23 protein-coding genes are annotated in these 24,196 nt (G+C 35.3%); all 23 read left to right on the top strand.

Annotated elements, in window-relative coordinates; translation table 11 throughout:
- Positions 1-31 precede the first annotated feature (31 nt).
- The 23 genes from ABK01_RS10495 (at position 32) to rfbB (ending at position 24,157) form a co-directional block, all read left to right on the top strand.
- Complete coding sequence (locus tag ABK01_RS10495; protein ID WP_253675599.1) at positions 32-1,138, top strand: AAA family ATPase; 1,107 nt, start codon at positions 32-34, stop codon at positions 1,136-1,138.
- Positions 1,135-1,812, top strand: a complete 678-nt coding sequence (locus tag ABK01_RS10490; RefSeq protein ID WP_253675598.1) for a DUF4276 family protein — start codon at positions 1,135-1,137, stop codon at positions 1,810-1,812. The genes ABK01_RS10495 and ABK01_RS10490 overlap by 4 nt, the downstream gene beginning before the upstream one ends.
- 2 nt (positions 1,813-1,814) lie before the next feature.
- Entirely contained in the window at positions 1,815-2,942 is a 1,128-nt protein-coding gene (gene neuC / locus ABK01_RS10485) for a UDP-N-acetylglucosamine 2-epimerase (RefSeq protein WP_253675597.1), read from the top strand.
- 3 nt (positions 2,943-2,945) lie between these two features.
- Positions 2,946-4,148 carry a type III PLP-dependent enzyme domain-containing protein gene (locus ABK01_RS10480; protein ID WP_253675596.1) on the top strand — a complete coding sequence of 401 codons (1,203 nt, stop codon included), beginning with the start codon at positions 2,946-2,948 and terminating at the stop codon, positions 4,146-4,148.
- 21 nt (positions 4,149-4,169) lie between these two features.
- Entirely contained in the window at positions 4,170-5,162 is a 993-nt protein-coding gene (locus ABK01_RS10475; protein WP_253675595.1) for an ATP-grasp domain-containing protein, read from the top strand.
- 95 nt (positions 5,163-5,257) lie between these two features.
- The gene (gene neuB / locus ABK01_RS10470; protein WP_253675594.1) at positions 5,258-6,259 is read left to right on the top strand and encodes an N-acetylneuraminate synthase; all 1,002 of its coding nucleotides are present in this window, start codon (positions 5,258-5,260) and stop codon (positions 6,257-6,259) included.
- Positions 6,253-6,963, top strand: coding sequence for an acylneuraminate cytidylyltransferase family protein (locus ABK01_RS10465; RefSeq protein ID WP_253675593.1), 711 nt, complete (start codon positions 6,253-6,255; stop codon positions 6,961-6,963). Before neuB ends, ABK01_RS10465 begins: the two co-directional genes overlap by 7 nt.
- Positions 6,964-6,965: 2 nt before the next feature.
- On the top strand, positions 6,966-8,027 hold the full coding sequence (locus ABK01_RS10460; protein ID WP_253675592.1) for a nucleotidyltransferase family protein: 1,062 nt from the start codon (positions 6,966-6,968) through the stop codon (positions 8,025-8,027).
- Between the two features lie 69 nt (positions 8,028-8,096).
- Complete coding sequence (locus ABK01_RS10455; protein ID WP_253675591.1) at positions 8,097-9,515, top strand: hypothetical protein; 1,419 nt, start codon at positions 8,097-8,099, stop codon at positions 9,513-9,515.
- Positions 9,516-9,539: 24 nt separating this feature from the next.
- Positions 9,540-10,502 (top strand): GNAT family N-acetyltransferase, encoded by a 963-nt coding sequence (locus ABK01_RS10450; protein ID WP_253675590.1) that lies wholly within the window; start codon positions 9,540-9,542, stop codon positions 10,500-10,502.
- A gap of 19 nt (positions 10,503-10,521) precedes the next feature.
- Positions 10,522-11,910, top strand: coding sequence for a polysaccharide deacetylase family protein (locus tag ABK01_RS10445; RefSeq protein ID WP_253675589.1), 1,389 nt, complete (start codon positions 10,522-10,524; stop codon positions 11,908-11,910).
- A gap of 203 nt (positions 11,911-12,113) precedes the next feature.
- Positions 12,114-13,436, top strand: a complete 1,323-nt coding sequence (locus tag ABK01_RS10440) for a nucleotide sugar dehydrogenase (RefSeq protein ID WP_253675588.1) — start codon at positions 12,114-12,116, stop codon at positions 13,434-13,436.
- Positions 13,437-13,448: 12 nt separating this feature from the next.
- A complete protein-coding gene (locus tag ABK01_RS10435) occupies positions 13,449-14,567 on the top strand; it encodes a glycosyltransferase (RefSeq protein WP_253675587.1) in 1,119 nt (372 codons plus the stop codon).
- The gene (locus ABK01_RS10430; protein WP_212565371.1) at positions 14,560-15,591 is read left to right on the top strand and encodes an EpsG family protein; all 1,032 of its coding nucleotides are present in this window, start codon (positions 14,560-14,562) and stop codon (positions 15,589-15,591) included. Before ABK01_RS10435 ends, ABK01_RS10430 begins: the two co-directional genes overlap by 8 nt.
- Positions 15,592-15,608: 17 nt before the next feature.
- Positions 15,609-16,496: a glycosyltransferase family 2 protein gene (locus tag ABK01_RS10425; protein ID WP_253675586.1), complete on the top strand. Its 888-nt coding sequence runs from the start codon at positions 15,609-15,611 to the stop codon at positions 16,494-16,496.
- A gap of 63 nt (positions 16,497-16,559) precedes the next feature.
- Positions 16,560-17,378 (top strand): glycosyltransferase family protein, encoded by an 819-nt coding sequence (locus ABK01_RS10420; RefSeq protein WP_253675585.1) that lies wholly within the window; start codon positions 16,560-16,562, stop codon positions 17,376-17,378.
- 41 nt (positions 17,379-17,419) lie between these two features.
- Positions 17,420-18,295, top strand: a complete 876-nt coding sequence (rfbA, locus tag ABK01_RS10415; protein WP_253675584.1) for a glucose-1-phosphate thymidylyltransferase RfbA — start codon at positions 17,420-17,422, stop codon at positions 18,293-18,295.
- Between the two features lie 81 nt (positions 18,296-18,376).
- Positions 18,377-19,918: an ATP-binding protein gene (locus ABK01_RS10410; protein ID WP_253675583.1), complete on the top strand. Its 1,542-nt coding sequence runs from the start codon at positions 18,377-18,379 to the stop codon at positions 19,916-19,918.
- A 100-nt stretch (positions 19,919-20,018) separates the two neighbouring features.
- Positions 20,019-20,552 carry a dTDP-4-dehydrorhamnose 3,5-epimerase gene (gene rfbC / locus ABK01_RS10405; protein ID WP_253675582.1) on the top strand — a complete coding sequence of 178 codons (534 nt, stop codon included), beginning with the start codon at positions 20,019-20,021 and terminating at the stop codon, positions 20,550-20,552.
- 43 nt (positions 20,553-20,595) lie between these two features.
- Positions 20,596-21,054, top strand: coding sequence for a bacterial Ig-like domain-containing protein (locus ABK01_RS10400; protein WP_253675581.1), 459 nt, complete (start codon positions 20,596-20,598; stop codon positions 21,052-21,054).
- A gap of 14 nt (positions 21,055-21,068) precedes the next feature.
- On the top strand, positions 21,069-22,091 hold the full coding sequence (locus ABK01_RS10395; protein WP_371922047.1) for a CotH kinase family protein: 1,023 nt from the start codon (positions 21,069-21,071) through the stop codon (positions 22,089-22,091).
- Between the two features lie 92 nt (positions 22,092-22,183).
- The gene (gene rfbD / locus ABK01_RS10390) at positions 22,184-23,056 is read left to right on the top strand and encodes a dTDP-4-dehydrorhamnose reductase (RefSeq protein ID WP_253675580.1); all 873 of its coding nucleotides are present in this window, start codon (positions 22,184-22,186) and stop codon (positions 23,054-23,056) included.
- Positions 23,057-24,157, top strand: coding sequence for a dTDP-glucose 4,6-dehydratase (gene rfbB, locus ABK01_RS10385; RefSeq protein WP_253675579.1), 1,101 nt, complete (start codon positions 23,057-23,059; stop codon positions 24,155-24,157).
- Positions 24,158-24,196 lie beyond the last annotated feature (39 nt).

The following is a 24,196-nucleotide window of genomic DNA, read 5'->3' as shown; positions in this document are numbered from 1 at the left end:
ATATAGGCGCATTATGAATAGACGATCAATTTTGAAAAAGATAGAACTTGCCGGTTTTAAATCAATTAGTTCATCAAAAGAATATGCCTTAGATATGGACTTGACCGATGTAAATATTGTTATCGGTTCGAATGGTTCCGGAAAAACAAATTTACTTTCTTTTTTCAAAATGCTTAATTACATGATGACCGGAGCTTTTCAGAACTATGTTGCTCGATATGGTGGTGCGGAATACCTTCTCCATTTTGGTTCGAAATATACATCGTCGATTGAATCGCGTCTTACGTTTGTTAACGATAAAGATACCGATGTATATGATATAGTGCTTGCAAAAACCATACAGGATTCTTTAATTTTTTTGGATGAATCAATAGAATGGAGAGAGCGGCGTTATGAACTCGCGGGGGGACAAAGAGAAAGTTATTTAGCTACTAATAACCTAAAATATAGCAGTGAAAGAATTATCAAATATATTTTATCAAATTGTAGAACATTTCAATTTCATGATACGTCTATGACTTCTCATATCAGGAATACGTCAGAAATTGAGAATAACCGTTGCCTTATGAGTGATGGCGGAAATATTGCTGCATATCTCTATATGTTAAAAAACAAATCATCAGAATACAAAAAGTATTATGACAGGATTGTTGAAAGAATAAAGTTTGTTATGCCGCAGTTCTGTGATTTTTCACTGGAACCACAGGTATTAAATCCTGACTATATAAAACTACGATGGTTTAGTGCTGATAATAATGAGTATGATTTCGGGGCTGAACAGTTATCTGATGGTTCTATCCGCTTTATTGCGCTTACAACGCTTTTTTTGCAGCCGCCGGAATTACTGCCGAATGTTATTATTGTCGATGAACCTGAGTTAGGCTTGCATCCGCAAGCAATTGATTTATTGGCTTCAATGATAAAAACCGCAGCAAAAAATGCTCAAGTTATTGTTGCAACGCAGTCTGCACGGCTTCTTGATAGCTTTGATTCATCTGAAATTATTGTTGCCGAGTATGATAGCATACGCAAATGCAGTCTCTTTCATCGGTTGGATCAAGAACAATTAAAGCTATGGTTGGAAGATTTTACTTTGTCTGAATTGTGGGAAAAAAATGTTTTAGGCGGGCAGCCGTGAAGTATATCTCTGTTATTTGCGAAGGGCAAGCTGAAGCTACTTTTGTAAAGCGCATACTGGTGCCATATTTTGCTTTACGAGATAAAATACTTATTCCTTGGACTGTATTAACCAAACTTGATAAAAAGCATGGTAAAATGTACAAGGGCGGAATGAGCAATTTTGAAAAAGCTCGTTCAACAATAACTAAGGCTCTTGCCAATGTAAAAAATGGTCACATATTTGTTACGACTATGTTTGATTTTTATAAACTTCCGCAGGATACACCTGGTATGGATAAAATAGAAACCATTAGTGATCCTTATAGGCAGGTGTTGTTGCTGGAGAAAGAAATACAAGCTTTTGAAAAAGTATCTCCGTATGTATATCTTCCGTATATACAATTACATGAGTTTGAAAGTTTGATTTTTGCTGATTTGGATAAGATCACCCAAAAATATTTTGAATCTGATTATGATATCAGTCCTCTTAAAGAAGCTTTAAAAGAAGTTAAAAATCCGGAGTTGATTAACGATGGAGAATCTACAGCACCGTCAAAGAGAATTCTTGCGTGTATTCCGGATTACGATAAAATTGGCGGAGGAATTTCCATACTCGAGAAAATCGGAATAGCAAAATTACAAAAAGAATGTAAGCATTTTTCCGATTGGATTTATAAATTGGAGCAGTTATAAATATGACCAAAATTTGTATTGTAACAGCAACACGAGCCGAATATGGTTGTCTACGCAGTTTAATAGATGCGGTGCATCATGATCATCATTTTCAGTTGCAGCTTGTTGTAACCGGTGCACATTTACTAAAAGAACAAGGCTATACGGTTGAGCGTATACAAGAAGATGGCTATCCGATCGCAGCGCTTGTAGATGTTGCGGTGGATAATACTTCTGAACTAACTATTGCTCATACAATGAGCCGTTATGCGGAAGGCTTTGCTGATACCTTTCATAAACTGATGCCGGATATTGTTTTTGTATTGGGTGACCGGTACGAGCTTTTGCCGATCTGTTCTGCAGCATTTATGATGAAAATTCCAATCGCACATCTTTCAGGCGGGGATGTTACCGAGGGGGCTTTGGATGATGCTATACGAAATGCAGTAACAATGCTTGCCGAGTATCACTTTCCCGGTACGGACGATTCTGCAAAAAATATCATCAGAATGCGGGGGAGTGATAAAAATGTCTTTACAGTCGGCGAACCTACGCTGGATTTCTATACAACAGGAACTTTGTTGACTCGCACGGAATTAGCCGAAACGCTGCATCTCGACTCCGGTAAACGGTGGGTATTGATGACGTATCATCCCGAAACGATGCAAGGTATTGATTATAATTTGGAAGCGGTAAAGAATATTATTCAAGCATTGCAGAGCATTCCGAATGTTCAAATTGTTATTACCAAGGCGAATATGGATTATGGCGGCAAGGAAATTAACGAATATCTTGAAACTGTCGCAATGCAATGTCCTAAGGTATTTTGTGTCGTTTCTTCGTTAGGACAGCTTCGCTATCTAAGCTTCATGAAACAGGCAGCGTTCGTTATTGGAAATTCGAGCAGCGGCATTGTTGAAACCCCTTTTTTGTCTATTCCAACCGTAAATGTTGGGAATAGGCAAAAGGGGCGGCATCAGTGCGCTAATATTATACAGGTATCTATTGGAGTTAATGAGATACAAGCTGCTGTTACTACAGCGCTCGCTGCAGATAAAAATGCCTACAACGATAAAAACTATTGGGGTGACGGGCGTACTGCTGAAAAGATTATAGAAGTTTTACATTCAATTATTTACAAGCAGGGATAAATTATGAAGAAAATTGTGAATACAGTACATGAGCTAGAAACACCTTGTTTTATAATCGATGAAGAACGGTTGCGTAATAATACCTTACAGTTACAGACTGCCTTGCAAACCTATTTTTCTCATTCAATTTTCTCATATTCGGTGAAAACAAATTCATTACCATGGTTGTTGACATATTTAAAAAATAGTGGGTGTTATGCAGAGGTTGTATCAGAAGATGAATACATGCTTGCTGAAGCATTAGGTTTTTCAAATGGAGATATTGTCTACAATGGACCGCTGAAATCAAAAGAAACATTTTTCCATGCACTTTCTAAAAGGAATATTATCAATATCGATACGAACCGTGAGTTATTATGGTTGGTTGAATTTTCACAACAAAATACTATACTTGCAAAAATTGGGTTACGTGTTAATATCGATATGGAAGCTCTATTGCCCGGTGTAACTGATTATCCCCAAGATGGTAGCCGTTTTGGGTTTGATATAGAAAATGGTGAATTTGAATCGGCACTTGCATATTTAAAATCTAACAATATAACGCTGTCGGGATTACATTTACATAGAACGACTAAAACAAGAAGCGTTGATGGGTATTTAAAGTTGTGTCGTTTTGCTATAGCTATAGCAAAAAACTATGGGTTAGATTTGGAATATATTGATATTGGTGGAGGATTTTATGGGGATAAACCGAATGCTCCTACCTATAATGACTATTTTGCTGGTATAAAAAATGTTCTTCAAGAGTATTTTGACCTGCAAAAATTAACTATTATCGTTGAGCCTGGTAATGCTATTGCTGCATCGTGTTTCGATTTTCTAAGTTCTATTATTGATGTGAAAAAAATAAAACAGCATTATGTAGTCACTATTGATGGTAGTCGAAATGATATTGATCCATTTTTTCATAAAGATTCATATTTCTATGAGATATATACCGCCCATCCTCATGATGAGCAAATTAAAAAAGTAAAGAGACAGATTATTGTTGGCTGTTCATGTTTGGAATATGATAGGCTTTTTGAAATGCACGATACTTACAAATTGACCACTGATAATAAAATACTGTTTAAATTTGTCGGAGCGTATACTATGGCATTAAGTCCTGTATTTATACGCTATTTCCCAAATGTTTATGTCTATAAAGAAAAATATATTTTAATAAGACCTCGATGGACATATCAAAAACTTATTTTAGACACTTAAATACAAGGAGTTTGATGTATTATGGTAAATCTATTATTTTGTAATGTTGGAAGGCGCGGGCGGTTACTTCACAATGCACAGCATTCGTTTAAAGGACGTGGAAAAATTATTGCAACTTCCCAAACGGAGTATTCTCCCGCATTATATTGTGCTGATAAGGGGTATTTAACACCGCCAATAGAAGATGCTTCATATCTTGACTGTTTGCTTTCTATATGTAAAAAGGAAAAAATTAACGCAATTACTACGCTAATCGATCCTGAGATAAGTCTCTTAGCAGCGAATCGGGCATTGTTTGAAAAAGAGAATGTTTTTGTTTTCACACCGGATGAGATGACAGCTGATATTTGTTTTGATAAGTTCCTTTTTTTTGAATATCTAACACAAAAAGGTATTGCTACTGTTAAGACATTTCGGACTTTAGATTCATTCATGATTGCATATGCAAACAAAGAAATAGATTTTCCTGTATTTATAAAGCCTGTTTCCGGAAGTGGTAGCGTTGGTGCCAGAAAGGTTGCAACAATGCAAGAGCTTCAAAGCCTTTTTGATGAGCATCAGTACGATTATATAATACAAGAATTTATGGATGCTGCAGATATGGATGTGGATGTATATGTCGATTATTATACACATGAAGCAGTTTCTGCGTTTGCAAAACGTAAATTAGAGACAAGAATTGGAGGCGCTAGTAAGACTGTTTCATTTAAAGATGAACAATTATTTGACACAATTAAACAGCTAGTCAAAGTCTTTAAATTCTATGGTACGATCGACGTTGATTTTTTTTATAAAAATGGTGTGTATTATATTTCTGAGATTAACCCTCGTTTCGGCGGAGCTTACTTACATCCTTATGGCATTGGTTTAGATTTTTTTGATTTTATGTTTAAGAATATGAATGGCGAAAAGAATATTCCTGTATTCGGTAATTATGATGAAGGAAGCGTTATGATGATGTACGATGATGTCGTTGTCTTAAAACAAGAAATGCTTGTGAAACTGAATGGGTGAGGAGAATCGTGGATTGATTGATATTATTTTAGCAAGTACTGTTGTATTACGGGATTGTGCTTGTAGCCCCTTTTTTCTACACAATGGACATTAATATGAAGTACAAAACTTTTATTATTGCAGAAGCAGGGGTAAACCATAATGGTAGCTATGATCTTGCTTTAAAATTGTGTGATGCTGCAAAAAAAACGGGAGCAGACGCCGTCAAGTTTCAAACTTGGAAAACGGATGCTATTATTACAAAAGATGTTGCCCAGGCAGAATATCAAGTAAAAAATACCGGAAAGGTAATCTCTCAATACGAAATGTTGAAGTCGCTTGAACTTTCGTATGATGATTTTCGTAAGATAAAGGCCTATTGTGATTCGATTGGTATTCTGTTTTTGTCTACTGCTGATGAACAAGAAAGTCTTGATTTTCTTGTTGAGCTGGGTGTTCCGCTGTTGAAGATTGGTTCCGGTGAAATTACCAATATTCCATTTTTGCGGTATGTAGGCTCAAAAAGGCTACCGGTAATTTTAAGCACGGGGATGAGTTCTTTAGCAGAGGTCGATGTTGCCTATCGAATTTTGCAACAGGCTGGAACTGATGATATTACCCTGTTACATTGTACGACCAGTTATCCGTGTCCTATCGAGACAGTCAATCTAAAAGCTATGCAGACACTTGCCGACGCTTTTCACTGTCCGGTTGGGTATTCCGATCATACTCTTGGCGATGAAGTCGCTATAGCTGCTGTTGCGCTTGGGGCAGTAGTGGTCGAAAAACATTTTACGCTTGACGTAACAATGCAGGGACCTGATCATGCAGCGAGTACTATGCCGAATGAATTTACGGCTATGGTACAAAAAATTCGACATATTGAAGCAGCGCTCGGAACCGGCATAAAAATACCGTCAAAAATGGAAACACAGATTTCCCAAGTGGTATTAAAAAAAATTGTTGCAGCACAAAATATCGCAAAAGGCGAAATCTTTACGGCAAACAATATCTCTGTAAAGCGAAGCGATAGCGGACTTTCAGCCTCATTGTGGGACTCTATAATCGGATTAAAAGCCGGAAAAGATTTTGGGATTGGCGAAGGGATAACATGGTAGCAAGAATAGATAATGACTTTTTGTACATTATTCCAGCCCGCGGCGGTAGTAAAGGGATACCTCATAAAAATATCAAGACATTGCACGGGAAGCCGCTGATTTATTATTCGATAGACATAGCACGTGCGCTAACAAGTGATGAGAATATCTGTGTATCGACGGATGATAAAGAAATTATCAAAGTTGTTTCTGATTACGGTTTGCAAGTTCCTTTTGTGCGACCAAAGGAATTGGCAAGTGATACGGCAAGTACGAATGATGTTTTGCTTCATGCACTGAAGTATTATGAGTCTATCGGAAACAAGTATATGGCAATAGTGTTGTTGCAGCCGACCTCTCCATTGCGTTTGGTAGAAAATGTGCGAGCAGCTGTAAAATTATATACTGATGATATAGATATGGTGGTGTCGGTAAAACTATCTTCTTCCGCTGCCGTTATATGTGAAGAAGATTCAGATGGCTTTTTAACGATGACTCTAAATAAAGATGATGTCCGGCGTCAAGATGTTAAATCGTATTATGAGTATAATGGTGCTGTTTATGTCATCAATCCAATATCTTTGAAGGAAAAAGGGTTGGCTCATTTTTCCAGGATAAAGAAGAGCATTATGGAAGATATAAACTCGATAGATATTGATACTCCATTTGACTGGCAGCTTGCTGAAGCAATTTTGGAGAAAAAGTTGGTAAAAGGCTTAAAGTAGTAATGAATACACATGATTTTACAAAGTATCTTGTACTAGATAGTACGAGTATTCTCGATGCTTTAAAGCAACTTGATGCTGTCTCTGATAATGGGATGCTTACATTGTTTGTTATCGATGAATCGAAGCGGGTGGTGGGTTCATTGACTGATGGTGATTGTAGACGAGCTCTAATCAAAGGTGCTTCTTTAGCGGATCCCATAGCAACCGTTATGCGGAAAGATTTTACCTATATTGATGATGATAATTATTCTTCCGATTTAATTTCCTTTATTAGGCAAAAAGGCATTAAACTTGTCCCTTATCTTCATAAAGATAAAACCGTTAAGAAAATTCTTGATTTTTCAAATGGAAAATCCTATTTGCCCATTGATGCGGTGTTGATGGCGGGAGGAAAGGGAGAGCGTCTTCGGCCTTTAACGCTTAATATACCTAAACCGCTCTTAAAAGTCGGCGGTAAGGCGATTATCGATTATAATATTGATAATCTTATGCACTGCGGTATTGATAATATAAATGTTACGGTAAATTACTTAGCCGAGCAAATAGAGGAGCATTTCTCAACTGAAAAAGATGGTATACAGATTAAATGTATTCGCGAAGGTGAAAAATTTTTAGGAACTATTGGCGGTGTGCAATATATACATGATTGGCATAATGATGTTATTCTTTTAATGAATTCGGATCTTTTTACCAATATAAATTTAGAAGAATTTTATTTGCATTTTTTAAAGAATGGCGCGGATATGAGTGTTGCAGCTATGCCATACAACGTGAATATACCGTATGGCATACTTGATATTGAAAATAAAAGAGATATTATTGGAATCAAAGAAAAACCGAGTTATTATTACTATGCAAATGCAGGGATATATCTTTTTAAGAGGTCGTTGCTTGATTTAATCCCCCATAATACTTTCTATGATGCAACGGATTTTTTGAATGATCTTATAGCAAAGCAATACAAAGTCATTCGTTTTCCGATTTCCGGCTATTGGATAGATATCGGTAAACCTGCTGATTTTCAAAAAGTACAGGAAATTGCAGAGCATTTGAAGGGGTGAGGTTAAAGGTCTTAACTTGAAAACTTTTTTACTTGGCATTATACAATAAATTTACTTTATGGTGTAAAAATGAAAACTGATGTTATAGAAAAGATAAAGTATATAGAAACAACATATTCTGTTGAAGATATTGAATATGCAGGTATCAAATTATGGCCTTTTTTTAGAAGTAATATTTTTACTCTGTACTATTATTCCGGTGAAGCACCTGAAGCGAATGAAGCTCAGAAGAAAAATAAATTATGGCGATTATTTACAGCATTGAAAGAGACTTCTTTAACTCAGATGTTAAAGAAACAAAGTGTAATTATTTTTACTGATGATCTAGAAATTAAGAAGCATAATGATGAATATATTGATAGGATTATGCAATGTGTTTTTGCTATCGAAACAAGGCAGATACCGGTTATTGTAAAACGTTTGTCGTATAATGTGCCTATTAAATATTACGTACAATCTGATCTTATTGCCAGTTTTATCGTATTATTTTCGAAATTGCTTCACTTTAAACAGAAAGCCTTTCAAGGAGAAGAGATAGTTAAAAATATTATCCATGATTTAGGGATTCAGTTTAATTATGAAAAAATTGTCCGGTTAATCATTGGTGGAATCAATTTTTATTACATATATTTTGAGTTGATAAAACCTTCTAAGATTTATGTGAATTGTTATTATGATATTATGCGAATGCCTGCGTTTTATGTTGCTAAGTTGAAACATATTCCGGTAATTGAGATGCAGCATGGGGTAATCAATAGTCATCATACCGCGTATACTTCGTTTAAAAGTTTTGATCCGAATCCCTATCCTGATTATCTATTGGTTTTTGGTGACCGATTTAAATTAGACGTTAGCGAACATATATATCATAAAAATTCAATATTTACCGTAGGCAGCTATTATATTGATTTAATGCGGCAAGAGGTAGAGATCAATAAGCATCTATTTGAAAAAAAATATGGGTTTTTAAAAGACAAAATTATTATTACTGTTGCAAGTCAGTATGACATCGATAGGGATATTCTTACATTTGTTGAGCAAGTGACTAAGTTAGATAGTCGATTGTTTTTTGTTTTTATTCCTCGGTTTGTTAAAGGTTATCACCGTAGTTATAAGAATGATAGTATTGTGATTGAAACGGAACTTAATGTCTATCAATGTATGCAAAATTCACATATAACATCCGCTGTGCTATCAACATGCGCAATAGAAAGTTTAGCTTTCGGTACTCCTGTAATCTTGATGGATATAGGCGGTTTGGCAAAGTTTGTGTATGGGGAATTTTTTAAAGGTATTGTATCGGTATTATATGTTTCTGAACCGAAAGACTTTGTAGAAAAAGTGGATCAAGCTATTCAACTCGACAGAAATATCATTCGCCGGGAAGGATCATGGTTCTTTGCGGATAATTATGAAGAAAGATTAAAAAAAGCTCTTACTATTATTGATGAAAAGAATAGGGTATCTCTAAAAACCTCAGGTGTTTAGAAATGCCTAATACTATTAGGAAGCATGATGAAAAATAAAGACAGGTATCATACGTTTTGTGAACAAGAAAAAGGTGTCCCAATTTTTAATAAAGATTGGTGGCTTGATGCCGTGTGTGGTGAAGATAATTGGAATGTAGTGTTAGTAGAAAAAGGTGGCAGTATAGTCGGCGCTTTGCCTTATTGCATTGATAAAAAACTATGGTTTAATAGAATACAAATGCCATTGCTGACTCAAACATTGGGGCCGTATATAAAGTATCCTGTAAACCAAAAATATTATAAACGTCTTTCTTGGGAAAAAGAAGTATATTCGGATTTAATTAAGCAATTACCTAACTATGATTTTTTTCAACAAAGCCTTTCTCCACAAATTACCAATTGGCTGCCGTTTTATTGGTGCGGGTTTAAACAGACAACACGCTACACGTATCGGATTAAGAATATTACGGAAGACCAATTAGAGAATGAATATGAAACTGATATAAGAAGAAGAAGAAGAAAAGCTGTTAATCTTGGTATTACTGTTGATGAGTTACATTCTGTAGATGATTTTTTTCTTTTAAATACAAAAACATTTAATCGGAAAAATATGCAGATTCCTTATTCAAAAGATATTGTTGTCCGTATTTATAATGCATGCATAATGCATAGCGCGGTGAAAATGTTTGCCGCAAAGCTGCTTGATGGGACTATTGTTGCTGCAAATTTTTTGGTTTATGATGATAATACGGTTTATTATTTGATGGGAGGAATAGACCCTACTGCAAAGGATATGGGAGGGATGGATATGGTGCAGCACCACTCTATTTTATTTGCCTTACAGTCCGGTAAAGTATTCGATTTTGAAGGAAGTATGGTTGAAAGTATTGAAAAATATTTCCGATCATTTGGAGCTGCACAAGTACCATATTTTCAAATATATCGTTGCGGTTCCCGATTATATAAATGTATGAAAAATATAAAAGATATTTTTGCGTCAGTTTAATTATTTGGAAATAAATACTATGCTGAAAATAAAAATTCCTAACTTTTGTATTTCCGAAATTGAATATACCTGCTCCATTGTTTTTACCGAATGGCTTGGCATCGATTATGAAATTACACCTATGGCGCAAAATACTGTTCTTATATCTTCCGGTGATAATACATTGCGGCTTAGTGCGGACTTTTTTGTTAGAGCTTCAAATAACTGGCTTAATGAAGAAGCAATGCCGTGTTTGCCGTTAAAGAACTATAATTTGACTGAATTGAAAACGACTTTACATAATGAAATTCATATTTGCGAGGCTGAGCTTCCCGTATTGTATGGTGTGCCGAAAATAGCGGTTGACGAAAATACTATTGACTGTGATATTGATATTTTAGGCAGTATCTTTTTTATGATTTCGCGTTACGAAGAAATTGTGGTAAAAGAACGGGATAATCATAATCGTTTTTCTGCAAAATCTTCAGTCGCATATAAAGAAAGTTTTTTATTTCGTCCTATTGCGAATGAATATGTGGAACTGTTATTTGCGTTGCTCCACTATTTATTTCCGCAGCTGGAACGGAAAAAAATGCAATTTAGAATATCTCCTACGCATGATGTTGATGTTCCGTTTAGATACCTCAATGTATCTGTGCCGCGTTTTATTAAGCATATGGGAGGAGATGTTTTAAAACGTAAATCTGTACTGTTAGCTTTTGATACATTATCTCGATGGAATAAAGTTAATAATGGCAAAGTAGAAGATGATCCCTATTACACATTTGATTTTATTATGTCTGAAAGCGAAAAGCGTGACTTAAAAAGCGCATTTTACTTTTTACCTTCAAGCAGTCCTGAAATGACAATACAATATCCCGTTACATTACCTCATATGCAAGCCTTATTGCAGACTATTGATAAACGCGGTCATGAAATAGGTATTCATGGTTTTTATGGGACGTATTTAAATAGTAAAGCGTTCACAGACGATGTACAATTGCTGCGAGATACACTTGAAGTGCTTGGAATTGGTCAAGAAATAAAAGGCGGTCGGCAGCATTATCTCCAATGGCAGAATCCCGAAACTTTCGTTATTTGGGAAAATGCAGGGATGAAGTATGATTCTACATTGAGCTTTGCAGATATGCCCGGCTTTCGATGCGGTACGTGTTATGAGTATTCAGTGTATGATTGTATAACACGAAGAAAATTAAAATTGAAAGAACGCCCGCTTATTGCAATGGAGTGTTCTATAATTGCAGAGCGATATATGAATTTAGGGCTAACCGATGATGCTTTACAAGTATTTAAAAATTTAAAAGTAAAATGTAAATATTATAACGGCAATTTTGTTTTACTGTTCCACAATACAGAGTTCTTAACAGAAGCTCAGAAACAATTTTATATAGAAGTTTTAGATTGTTGATTTTTTGAATTGGGAGCTTCTACAAACCCCAGTTTTTAGCGGTTCCCCTTTATTCGGAATCTTTATACCCTGCGGGTTATCCTCAATTTTATGGAAATTGGTATATGCAGGACGGAGTATAGAAGTTTTACAGGGATAAATATTGACGGATGTTACAAGAATACGATATAGAGTGATATAATAGGTTATAGGAGAGTTATACTATGTCAAATGTTGAAGCACTCATGAAAAAAATTGAAAACAATACCGAAGTTGTCGGTATTATCGGTTTAGGTTATGTGGGGTTGCCGCTTGCCGTGTCTTTTGCAAAAAAAAATGTGCAAGTCTTGGGATTTGAAAAAAGTGTGAAGAAAGCTGATGCAGTAAATGTCGGAAGCAACTATATCGGCGATATAAAAGATGGAGATTTGATTCGTGTTGTAAAAGAAACAAAAAAGCTTTCCGCAACAACAGACTTTTCTCGCATTAAAGAATGCGATGCTGTCATTATCTGCGTTCCGACACCGCTTGATCATTTTAAGAAACCTGATATGAAATTTATTGAACAGTCGTGTGTTGATATCGGAAAAAATATGAAAGTAGGCACTTTTATTTCACTTGAAAGCACTACATATCCCACGACAACTGAAGACTTTATGAAGCCGATTATCGAAAAAGAATCAGGCTTAAAAGAAGGTCGAGATTTTTGGCTTTGCTTTAGTCCCGAACGGGTTGATCCGGGCAATAAAGATTATAAGACTGATAATACGCCGAAAGTAGTCGGTGCTTTAGGCGAAGATGCTCAGAAAATTGCGGTTGCTCTCTATAGTAAAGCAATTCAGCATCTTTATCCTGTTTCCAGTCCCCGTGTTGCGGAAATGGTAAAAATACTGGAAAACACCTATCGGCTTATCAATATTTCACTCATCAATGAACTAGCGCTTTTAGCGGGTAAAATGGATATTAATATTTGGGAAGTAATAGACGCTGCAAAATCGAAACCCTATGGGTTCCAGGCGTTTTACCCCGGTCCCGGCATCGGTGGTCACTGTATTCCGCTTGATCCGTTCTATCTTGAGCATATCGCAAAGGGTTTTAACTTCGATTTAACAATGATAAATACGGCCGGTAATATCAATAACCAGATGCCGCATAAGATGATGAACAAGATTATGTATGCACTTAACCGCAAGCAAAAGGCAATGAATAGTGCAACAATTTTGTTTCTTGGGGTTGCGTATAAACCTGATATTGACGATCCGCGTGAAAGCCCTGCCTTACTTGTTATGGAGGAATGTGCTAAAAAAAGAGCAAATGTCCTGTATCATGATCCGTATATCTCTGAATGTATTGACGATCACGGAAAAAAATGGATCGGTACGGATTTAACTGATGCTTTATTATCTAAAGCAGATTGCGTTGTATTTACAACCAATCATTCATGTTTTGATATTGAGCATATTGTTGAAAAATCAACGTTAGTAGTTGATCTACGAAATGCTGTTAAGACTGTGCATATTGAAGATGGAAAGGTGTTTAAACTGTAAGATGAGGTTTTTATGAAAAGAGGTTTATATCTCTGTAAACAAAATTATAATTTCGATGATATAAATGTACATGCAACCGGAATTGCTAAAAAGATTCTATCTCAGCTTAAAGTATTGAATACAAATGGGTTGGATACAAAGTTGGTAAATTATAACTTTACAGATGTATCGTATTTTAGGCGGTTGCTTTCTTTCTTTTTTACTAAACGAGTGTATATAAAAAAAATTTCTAATATTGATTTTTCTGGAATTAATTTTATTTATGTTCGTCGATTTAGCCCTACCGATAGGAATTTACTTTATTTGCTTGCTGCTATCAAAAAAGTAAATCAGAATTGTAGGATTATTTATGAAATTCCCACATATCCTTATGATGAAGAGCATACAGGAATAAAAGGTTCCATTGTACTATTTACTGATCGTTTATTTAGAAAATGTTTATATAAGTACATTAATTATATAGCTACATATTCTCATCACGATGAGATTTTTGGCGTTCCAACGATCAAAATAGTGAATGGAATAGATTGTAGTGCTATCCCTCTTGTTACCGCTAAAGCATACCATGATGATATACATTTAATTTGTGTAGCCCAATTTTCTTCATGGCATGGGTATGATAGGTTGATAGATGGATTATATGCACACTATAAAAACAATCCTGAAAAAAAAATATTTATTGATTTTGTTGGCGATGGCGATGCATTGCAACAATATCGAGACATGGTGAGTACATATAAGTTAGAACGATATGTTATATTTCATGGAATTTTAGCAGGCGATGATTTGTCTGCTGTATTTAATCAAGCTGATATGGCTGTATGCTCACTGGGGTGCCATCGTAAAGGTATCATACTTTCTAGCGAGCTAAAATCGAGGGAATATATGGCTCGTGGTTTACCTATGGTGGCATCAGCTAAAATCGACATATTAACTAATGACTATGTATATGTGCACTATGTTCCTGATGATGATAGTCCTATTGATATTGAAGCTATTTTAAGTTTTTATGATATGCTTAAATGGAGAGAACCTCGGCAGAAACAGATATATAATATTAGAGCTTTTGCAGAAAATAATTGTGATATGCATATTACAATGCGGCCGATCTTGGATAAACTTTATGATTAAAAATAGGTTTGAATTTTGTTTAAGAGGTCAAGTTATTTTCTTGTTCTTCATTGGATATTTTTTTGCTATTATAGTTGCTTTGAGACCGATCGGAGCTGATAGAGATTCATTATCGTATTTGAGTTTATTTGATGCTATTTCTGGTGGTGTTATAAATGCCGGAGAAGTAGCTTTTACCACTGATATAGGTTTTTTGTTGATAGCCAAATTATCAATCTTTTTCGGAACAGGCTTTCGAGGCCTCCTTTTGATGTATTCGTTGTTAGCTTTTACATTAAAAATTTGTGTTATTTGTAAACAAGCCCTTTATCCGTATCTTTCTTTCTATATATATATAACTGCTTTTGTACTGCTCCATGAAGCGACCCAAATTCGAGTAGCCGTTTCTATCGGTTTTTTTTTATTGTCACTTCCCTATCTTTTTAAAAAAAAATATTTCATGTATGTACTTACAATTGTTCCTGCGATACTATTTCATTATTCCGCGTTTTTTTTATTGCTTCTTCCATTGGTAGAAAGGTTAAAAATTAAGCGTGTTTTTTATTTTCTGTTTCCAGTTATATTACTTTTTCTCGTTGAGGTTGGATGGTCGCTTTTTATGCTTTTTCGAATGATTGTTCCTGTTTTGCCTTCTTTTTTATCTAGTAAAATCAATATTTATCTTACTCTATTAGCTAATAGTAATAATACGGGAGCTAATATTTATTCTTTTGCTCATATTGTAATGTTTCTTTTGTATTATTTTTTATTGTATGTTAATAAATACCTCGCTTCTGATTATGATAGATTTCTTGTAAGAATATCATTTTATGGTATATGCAGCTTCTACCTTTTTAATTTTTTACCGGTTTTTGCTGTAAGAATTTCTGGGTATTTATCTACCGTTTTAATTGTTTTATTACCGAACTCAGTATATGCTATTAAAGAAAAACACATGATGGTTTTAGGGATGTTCTTTACTTTTACTTTAGGTTTTGTGTATTATTTTTTCACGTTAATGAATCCCCTTAATTTTTCTATATAGTGGAGTTGATATTCGTTATGACTATTGGCGTTATCATTGTAACATATAATCCAGATATTAATTTGTTAGAACAAACTTTTTTTTCTATTGCTGAGCAAGTTGATGAAGTCTTATTAGTTGATAATGGATCAGAAAATTTTGATGATATAAATACAAAATTTTCTCGTCTAAGAAATTGTACCATTGCTTCTTTGCATAAAAATATGGGAATTGCATATGCTACCAATGTCGGTTTTAGATATTTTATTAAAAAGAATTTTGATTATATTGTTTTAAGTGATCAAGATAGTATATTTGCTAAGAATTACATAAAAACTTTTTATGAAGCCTTGTCTTCAGTTTTATTGGATAATATCGCTGCTTTTGCACCTTCTATATATGATGTTATATCTAATCAGCATAGACGGTTTTATTATAAAAGAAGAATATGGATTAAGCAATGTTATCCAGATGCTCTTTATAGTGTTGTTTTTCAAGCGATTGCGTCAGGATTAGTAATTCGTGTGGCATATCTAAGAACTATTGGTTGTATGAATGAAGACTTATTTATCGATTCTGTGGATTTTGAATGGTGTTGGAAATTAAATTTTTATGATTATAAAATTATTGGCTGCAAAAACTTAGTTTTACAACATACTCTTGGTGACCGAGTTCGTGTGATTGGTCATAAGAAAATAAACATCCATACTAATATTCGATGTTATTATATTACACGTAATACGATATATTTGTCTTTACATACTAGATTTTTATCAGTGGTTGATAAGTTTATATTATTTTGTAAAGGATGTGCTTATCCATGGTTATTTGCCGTTTGCTCGGCTAAAAAGTTTACTACATTCAAATATTGTATGAGGGGACTCTATGATGGTGTTTTAGGTAGATTAGGCTACCATACTTCGTAATATACTATGTATCGTAGTTTTGTATATGCTGCAAATGTATTATACCATAAGGGAAATTAATAAATGATAACAGCTTCAATTGTTTTATATAATACAGATATTTCTCAATTACGTAGTGCAATTAATTCGTATGCGCCAAGTGCTGAACGGATGTTGTATCTGATTGATAACTCTGAAAAAGAGTTTGATCTAAAAGCATTAAATATGGATTTGACCCATATACGGTATATTTTTAATAATAAAAATGTAGGGTATGGCGCAGGACATAATATCGCTATTCGTAAAGCAATAGATGAAAATTCTCTATACCATGTGGTTTTAAATCCTGATATTCGATTTGATTCTCGAATCCTAGATGATTTAGAAATATTTATGAATCAGCATGGTGATACTGCCTATATATTGCCGAAAGTAATATATCCTAACGGCGAGTTGCAATATTTGTGTAAGCTCTTACCAACTCCTATAGATTTATTTATTAGGCGCTTTTTACCAGCTTGGGAATTTTTGAATAATATTAACGATAGATATGTGTTGAAAAATTCAGGATACGATAAGGTTATAAATCCTCCTTGCTTATCTGGATGTTTTATGTTTTTGCGTCTGGATACTATAAAACAAGGCAATATTTTTTTTGATGAGCAATTTTTTATGTATCTTGAAGATTTTGACTTTATTCGTCGTTTGCACAGAATTGGAAAAACTATTTTTTATCCTTATCTCACTATTATTCATGACCATGCGCGAAGTTCGTATCGTTCAAAAAAAATGTTGAAATTACATATCATTTCAGCAATAAAGTATTTTAATAAATATGGATGGTTCTTTGATAAAGAAAGAAAAATCATGAATGATAAAATTTTAAAAGAGATAGCACAATAATTCTATATATGTTAATTATTAATACCCTTTAGGAGCTCTATATGAAATCAATTATTCTTGCCGGAGGTTCCGGTACTCGGTTATATCCGCTGACACGGGCTGTTTCCAAGCAAATATTGCCGCTTTACGATAAGCCGATGATTTACTATCCGCTGTCAGTGCTCATGCTTGCGGGAATTCGTGAAGTTCTCATCATTTCTACGCCGCGGGATATTGCTCTCTTTAAGGAACTATTTGGAACCGGTGATTGGCTTGGTATGCGTTTTGAATATGCTGTCCAAGATAAGCCTCGCGGATTGGCTGATGCTTTTATTGTCGGTGAAAAATTTATCGGTAATAATTCATGCGCTTTAGTGCTTGGCGATAATATCTTTTACGGTCGTGGCTTTTCTGCAACCTTAGCTGATGGTGTCCATACAATAGAGCAGAATAACGGCGCTGTTATTTTCGGTTATTATGTAAAAGATCCTACTGCCTACGGTGTAGTGGCGTTTGATCAAGACGGTAAAGCTATTTCGATAGAAGAAAAACCGCAGCACCCTAAATCGCACTATGCGGTGCCGGGCTTATATTTTTATGATAACAGCGTTGTGCAGATTGCAAAAAATGTAAAACCTTCCGCCCGCGGTGAAATTGAAATTACGTCCGTGAATAATGCCTACCTTACTGCGGGAAAATTAAAAGTTGAAAAACTGGGACGTGGAATGGCATGGCTTGATACCGGCAGTTATGACGGTTTATTAGAGGCATCCAATTTTATTGCGACTATTCAAAAACGGCAGGGCATGTATGTATCGTGTATTGAAGAAATTGCATACTTAAAACGATGGATAACCAAGGAGCAGCTTTTAAAACTTGCTGAAGGTTATAAAACCGAGTATGGACAATACTTACAGTATATTGCGGAGAATTATTAATGCCTTTTACCATTGTACAATGCCCTATTGAAGAGTTCTTTTAAAAAAGAAAGCTGGAAAATCTAATTTTGTGAGATTACAATGAATAACTGTCATGGAAAAAAACTGCCGGTAGGCATACACTCATTTTCTGAGATCATTACCGGTAACTACGTCTACATTGATAAAACACAAGAAGCATATCAGTTAATCAATAATTATAAATACGTTTTTTTATCTCGCCCGCGGCGGTTCGGTAAAAGTCTCTTTTTAACCACCTTGCAAGCAATTTTTGAAGGGAAGAAGGAGCTTTTTAAAGGCTTATATATTTACGATAAATATAATTTTGAAGCCTATCCGGTTATCAGGATTCATTGGGGCGGTAATTTTACATCGGAAGTTAATTTCCAAAGTGAAGTACAATCAGCACTAACTTGGAATGCCGAATCCCTTGGTGTAATGCTTGATAAAGAATTATCACTTTCTTCTCAGTTTGATTTACTTATCAAAGAAACCTATAAAAAGTACAACAAGCGCGTTGTTATTTTAATAGACGAATACGATAAGCCGATACTGGACAATATTACCGATCCTGCAATGAGGGATTATGCACGCGATACGCTGAAAGGTTTGTATGAACATATCAAATACAACGACGAATATGTCAAATTTGCATTTCTGACCGGGGTGAGTAAATTTGCAAAGGTGAGTATTTTTTCCGGACTGAATAACCTTGTCGATATATCGTTGTATCCTCAATACGGAAATATCTGCGGGTATACGCAAACCGATCTCGAAACAAGCTTTCAGCCGTATCTGGAAGGCGCTGATATGGAAAAGGTGAAGCGCTGGTATGACGGGTATAATTTCTTAAAGGACAATGTATATAATCCGTTTGATATTCTTAACTTCTGTACGGCAGGACATTCATATAGGAATTATTGGTTCGAATCCGGAACGCCGACTTTTTTGATACGCCTGATGCAAGAAAAGCAGTTCTTTCCGCCTGATTTACAGAATATAAAAGTCGGAGAGGAAATCCTGCAATCTTTTGACATCGATAATATTGAGTTACCGGTATTATTGTATCAAGCGGGGTATCTTACGATAAAGGCAGCTGTTACGGTAAGGGAAGGACTTTATTATCAGTTGAGGATTCCGAATTTTGAAGTACAAAAATCTTTAAATGAAGAACTCCTCAATGTGGTAACGCCCTCAGTTATTGAAAAAACAAAGATGCAGGATAATCTATATTCTGCACTGGAAAATGCGGACATGGAAACGTTTAAAAACCATCTTGTGCGTGTTTTTGCGAATATTCCGTATCATAATTATTCAAGTAACTATATTGCGCAGTATGAAGGTTTTTATGCGAGTGTGATTTACACCTATCTCTATAGTTTGAACATGCCCTTTGTTGCCGAAGATTGCACCAATCAAGGGCGTATTGATATGAGCATCACCATTGAAAATAATGTCTATATTATTGAGTTTAAGATGGGTGCAGGAGACGGTATCGCACAAATAATGGAGAAAAAATACTATGAAAAATATCAAAATCAAGGTAAAGATATTTATGTCATAGGTATTAATTTTGATAGTGAAAAGAGAAATATAAGCGAATTTAAGTATGCGAAGCTATAACTTCGGTAGCTGCAATGAGATCGCTTCGGTGTAATTAAGGATACTCTATTTCGCCGTATAGAGCGGAAATGTATTGAAGAATTAAACAGGAGAATTATTAATGCCTTTTACCATTGTACAATGCCCTATTGCCGGACTTTACGAAATTCAGCCAAAAGTTTTTTCTGATAACCGCGGTTATTTTTTTGAAAGTTGGTCGCAACGCGATTTTGCTGCTGCTGGCATTGCTTATAATTTTGTGCAGGATAATCAGTCAAAGTCTTCCAAAGGAGTGCTGCGCGGGTTACATTTTCAAAAGAACTATCCGCAGGGAAAATTGGTACGAGTGTTAAGCGGAGAGGTTTTCGATGTTGCAGTTGATATTCGTAAGGGGTCTGCTACTTACGGAAAATGGTACGGGGTTCTCCTTTCTGCAGAACGGCAAAATCAGTTTTTTATTTCACCGGGATTTGCACACGGCTTTTTAGTATTGAGTGATGAAGCTGTCTTTGCGTATAAATGTACGGACTTTTATCACCCTGAAGATGAAGGTGGCATTATGTGGAACGATCCTGTAATCGGTATCGAATGGCCGAAATTAGATGTTCCCTATATATTCTCCGAAAAGGATACAAAGTACCCTGCTTTTGTTTGATTTTTTTGTTGATAAATTTATTCCTTTATAAGGAGGAATGAAAATGAAAAAATATTTTATTTATTTTGGTTTAATTTTTTGTATTTTAGGTAGTATGATAAGCTGTGATCAATTATCAGGCAAGTCGAATGAGCCTGATAATCAAGGTAACGAGAAAAAGTTACAGAGTATTAAAATTTCAACATTACCCGATAAATTAAATTATTTTATTGGTGATCAGATTGATTTTTCGGGTCTTAAACTTTATGAGGTATATAACGATACAACTACTTCTTTACTGCCGTTGGAGAAATGTACTATTGAGCCAATAAATATGTTTAAAATTGGAACTCAAGATGTTGTTATTAAGATTAATGAGATTTCTACAAACTTTCAAATAAATGTATCGTATAAAGCTAATAATTTGCCTGCTGTGTATATTGAAACTGATGATAAAAAACCTATTGCTTCTAAAAAAGATTATGTTGATGCCTCTATGAAAATAATTTGTAGGGGGGGGTAACATTTGATGATAAAATAAAAATTCGCGGTAGAGGTAATGCAACATGGGTTTCTTATCCTAAAAAGCCGTATCGATTTAAATTAAAGCAGAAAGAAAATTTACTTTCTGTTGATGCAGGTAAGGATACTGCATGGGTCTTACTTGCAAATTATACCGATAAAACGCTCTTACGTGTTGCTGTTGCTTTTTGGTTAAGTGAAGTATTTGATTTTCCATGGACTCCCAAAATGGAGTTTGTTGATCTGTTTATAAATAGTGAGTATATCGGAAATTATCAGCTTGGCGAAAATGTAAAGGTTTCGAGAAAAAGAGTTAATATTCCTAAAGAAACAGGTTATTTGATTGAAGTGGATCAATATTATGATAAAGAACCTAATTATTTTATTAGCGAAGAATATAAACGCGGTTATAGCTTTAAACATCCTGATGGAGAAAAGATAACTGGCGAACAAAGAACTGCTATTTTAAATTGGATAAATAATTTTGAAAGCGTTTTAAAATCAGATAATTTTAAAGATGAAAATTCAGGCTATAGAAAGTATATTGATGTTGAATCGTTTTGTAAATGGTTTTTATTTCACGAGGTTTTAGCTAATCTTGATACAAATACGTATTGCTATATAAATGATTTATTGTCAGATAAGCTTAAATTGGGACCTGTATGGGATTTTGAATGGTCACTTGGTATAGGATGGTATGATGGACATCGTCCACGTGATGTGAATTATTGGGCTCAAAAAGATCAGTATCTATATTTTAAACGCTTACTTGAGGATGAATATTTTGTAAATCATTTGAAAAATATATGGAATAATAAAAAGAACTATATAAAAGATAATATATTTTCTTTTATTGATGAGAAAGCTGATGAGATTGAGCAATCCCGAATACTTAATTTTAAACGGTGGAATATATTGCATGAAAGAATAAGTGTAGGCGGTATACCTCTTGGAAGTTATGAATCAGAGTTGAGTTGTGATAAAGAATTTCTCAAGAAACGAATAGACTGGCTGGATAAAGAAATTGAAAAATTATAGGCATATTATAAAATTAAAATAATCAACAACCCCGACGCAAGCGTCGGGGGATTAAACACTCCGCACGAATAAAACTTGGAGAGGTCTTTTATATGATTTGGCTTATAGGTTCTAAGGGGATGCTCGCAAGCGAGGTTGCTGCGCAGCTTAACCAATATAGTATACAATGGATCGGTTCGGATAAGGAAGTTGATATTACCGATAGAACATCTGTAGAAACTTTTGCGCAACGGAACTTTGTAACCGGCGCTTTGCAGTGGATTATTAACTGTGCTGCATATACGGCAGTAGATAATGCGGAAGACGACCCTGAAACAGCCCAAAAGCTGAATGCGGATGCCCTTATCAATATTTGTGAAATTGCAAAGCAATATGGGGCACAGCTTATTCACTTTTCTACGGATTATGTGTTTGACGGTGCTTCTGCCGTTCCTTATACGGAAGCTGATCATCCGCAGCCTCAGAGTGTGTACGGTTCCACGAAGCTCCAAGGTGAACGGAATATTGTTGAACGTTTGCCGGAACATTATATCATCCGTACTGCGTGGCTCTATGGAAAAAACGGAAATAATTTTGTTTCTACCATGCTCCGTTTGATGAATGAAAAAGAGAGCCTGAAAGTGGTCAATGATCAGAGAGGATCCCCAACCTATGCCGTGGATTTGGCAAAAGCTGTACTGCAAATCATTCAGCAGAACAATCACTGTTATGGTATCTATCATTATTCAAATGAAGGAAATATCACGTGGTACGATTTTGCTTGTGAAATTTATAAACAGGGGAAAGAATTTGGACTTATTAAAAGTGATTGTGTAGTTGCCCCTTGTGCAAGTAATGAATTTCCGCAGAAAGCTCATCGTCCCTCTTTTTCTTTACTCAACAAAGAAAAAATAAAAGCAGCCTTTTCTCTTTCAATTCCGCAATGGAATGAGAGCTTAACGGCATACCTTAAGGAGTTAGTCTAAATGCGTAGTTTTCAAAATATTCTTATCACCGGCGGTGCCGGTTTTATCGGTTCAAATTTTATCCGTACCTTACTTAAAAAAGACCCTACATTTACGGGACGTATTATAAACCTTGATGCCCTTACTTATGCAGGAAATGCCGCCAGTCTTTCTGACATAGAATTCGAATTCGGCGGCGATACGGCTGCCACACGGTATATTTTTATTCACGGTAATATTTGTGATAAAGAACTTGTCAAGAGTATTTTTGAAAAATATGACATTGATACAGTTGTGCATTTTGCTGCGGAAAGCCATGTAGATCGCTCTATTTTAGGACCTGAAGTATTTTTGCAGACAAATATACTCGGAACTTTTACGCTTTTAGAAGCGGCAAAAAAAGCATGGCAAGCAAAAAACGGTTCTATGCGGGAGGATGTGCTGTTTCACCATATCAGCACGGATGAAGTATACGGTTCTCTTGGATCGGAAGGATATTTTCAAGAAACTACCCCGTATGATCCGCGCTCCCCCTATTCCGCAAGTAAGGCATCAAGCGATCATTTGGTAAAGGCGTATTTTCATACCTACGGTCTTCCGGTTACGATGTCTAATTGTTCCAATAATTACGGTCCGTTCCAATTTCCGGAAAAACTCATTCCGCTGATGATTTTGAATATGCTGGAAGGAAAACCTCTGCCGGTGTATGGCGACGGTATGCAGATACGCGACTGGATTCATGTTGAAGATCATAACCGTGCCGTACAGCTCATTATGCAAAAGGGTCGGGTAGGAGAGACCTACAATATCGGCGGCGAAAATGAATGGGCAAATATTACGCTGTTACATAAATTGATTGATATTGTTTCTAAAAAAGCAGGACTGAATAAAGAAAAGGTTATTGCTTTAATAACCCATGTAACCGATCGGCTCGGGCATGACCGGCGCTATGCTATCGATTGTACAAAGCTTAAAACAGAGCTGGGCTGGAAGCGTATGTTTGATTTTGAAACAGGACTTGCTCATACTGTTGACTGGTATTTGCAAAATAAAGGTTGGATTGAAAATGTCCGTTCCGGCGAATACCGTAAGTGGATAGAAAAGAACTATGGCGGTCGGTAATATACTTGAAATGCAAAAAATACATAGGCTGTGACTTCC

The organism is Treponema sp. OMZ 305 (assembly GCF_024181325.1).
Taxonomy (GTDB): Bacteria; Spirochaetota; Spirochaetia; order Treponematales; family Treponemataceae; genus Treponema.
The sequence above is the reverse complement of the archived record's forward strand: the minus strand, read 5'-3'. Positions and strand labels throughout refer to the sequence as shown.

Coding starts and splice junctions, on each gene's coding strand:
- neuC (WP_253675597.1), top strand. CDS start 1,815: ATGACCAAAATTTGTATTGTAACAGCAACACGAGCCGAATATGGTTGT.
- ABK01_RS10480 (WP_253675596.1), top strand. CDS start 2,946: ATGAAGAAAATTGTGAATACAGTACATGAGCTAGAAACACCTTGTTTT.
- ABK01_RS10475 (WP_253675595.1), top strand. CDS start 4,170: ATGGTAAATCTATTATTTTGTAATGTTGGAAGGCGCGGGCGGTTACTT.
- neuB (WP_253675594.1), top strand. CDS start 5,258: ATGAAGTACAAAACTTTTATTATTGCAGAAGCAGGGGTAAACCATAAT.
- ABK01_RS10465 (WP_253675593.1), top strand. CDS start 6,253: ATGGTAGCAAGAATAGATAATGACTTTTTGTACATTATTCCAGCCCGC.
- ABK01_RS10460 (WP_253675592.1), top strand. CDS start 6,966: ATGAATACACATGATTTTACAAAGTATCTTGTACTAGATAGTACGAGT.
- ABK01_RS10455 (WP_253675591.1), top strand. CDS start 8,097: ATGAAAACTGATGTTATAGAAAAGATAAAGTATATAGAAACAACATAT.
- ABK01_RS10450 (WP_253675590.1), top strand. CDS start 9,540: ATGATGAAAAATAAAGACAGGTATCATACGTTTTGTGAACAAGAAAAA.
- ABK01_RS10445 (WP_253675589.1), top strand. CDS start 10,522: ATGCTGAAAATAAAAATTCCTAACTTTTGTATTTCCGAAATTGAATAT.
- ABK01_RS10440 (WP_253675588.1), top strand. CDS start 12,114: ATGTCAAATGTTGAAGCACTCATGAAAAAAATTGAAAACAATACCGAA.
- ABK01_RS10435 (WP_253675587.1), top strand. CDS start 13,449: ATGAAAAGAGGTTTATATCTCTGTAAACAAAATTATAATTTCGATGAT.
- ABK01_RS10430 (WP_212565371.1), top strand. CDS start 14,560: ATGATTAAAAATAGGTTTGAATTTTGTTTAAGAGGTCAAGTTATTTTC.
- ABK01_RS10425 (WP_253675586.1), top strand. CDS start 15,609: ATGACTATTGGCGTTATCATTGTAACATATAATCCAGATATTAATTTG.
- ABK01_RS10420 (WP_253675585.1), top strand. CDS start 16,560: ATGATAACAGCTTCAATTGTTTTATATAATACAGATATTTCTCAATTA.
- rfbA (WP_253675584.1), top strand. CDS start 17,420: ATGAAATCAATTATTCTTGCCGGAGGTTCCGGTACTCGGTTATATCCG.
- ABK01_RS10410 (WP_253675583.1), top strand. CDS start 18,377: ATGAATAACTGTCATGGAAAAAAACTGCCGGTAGGCATACACTCATTT.
- rfbC (WP_253675582.1), top strand. CDS start 20,019: ATGCCTTTTACCATTGTACAATGCCCTATTGCCGGACTTTACGAAATT.
- ABK01_RS10400 (WP_253675581.1), top strand. CDS start 20,596: ATGAAAAAATATTTTATTTATTTTGGTTTAATTTTTTGTATTTTAGGT.
- rfbD (WP_253675580.1), top strand. CDS start 22,184: ATGATTTGGCTTATAGGTTCTAAGGGGATGCTCGCAAGCGAGGTTGCT.
- rfbB (WP_253675579.1), top strand. CDS start 23,057: ATGCGTAGTTTTCAAAATATTCTTATCACCGGCGGTGCCGGTTTTATC.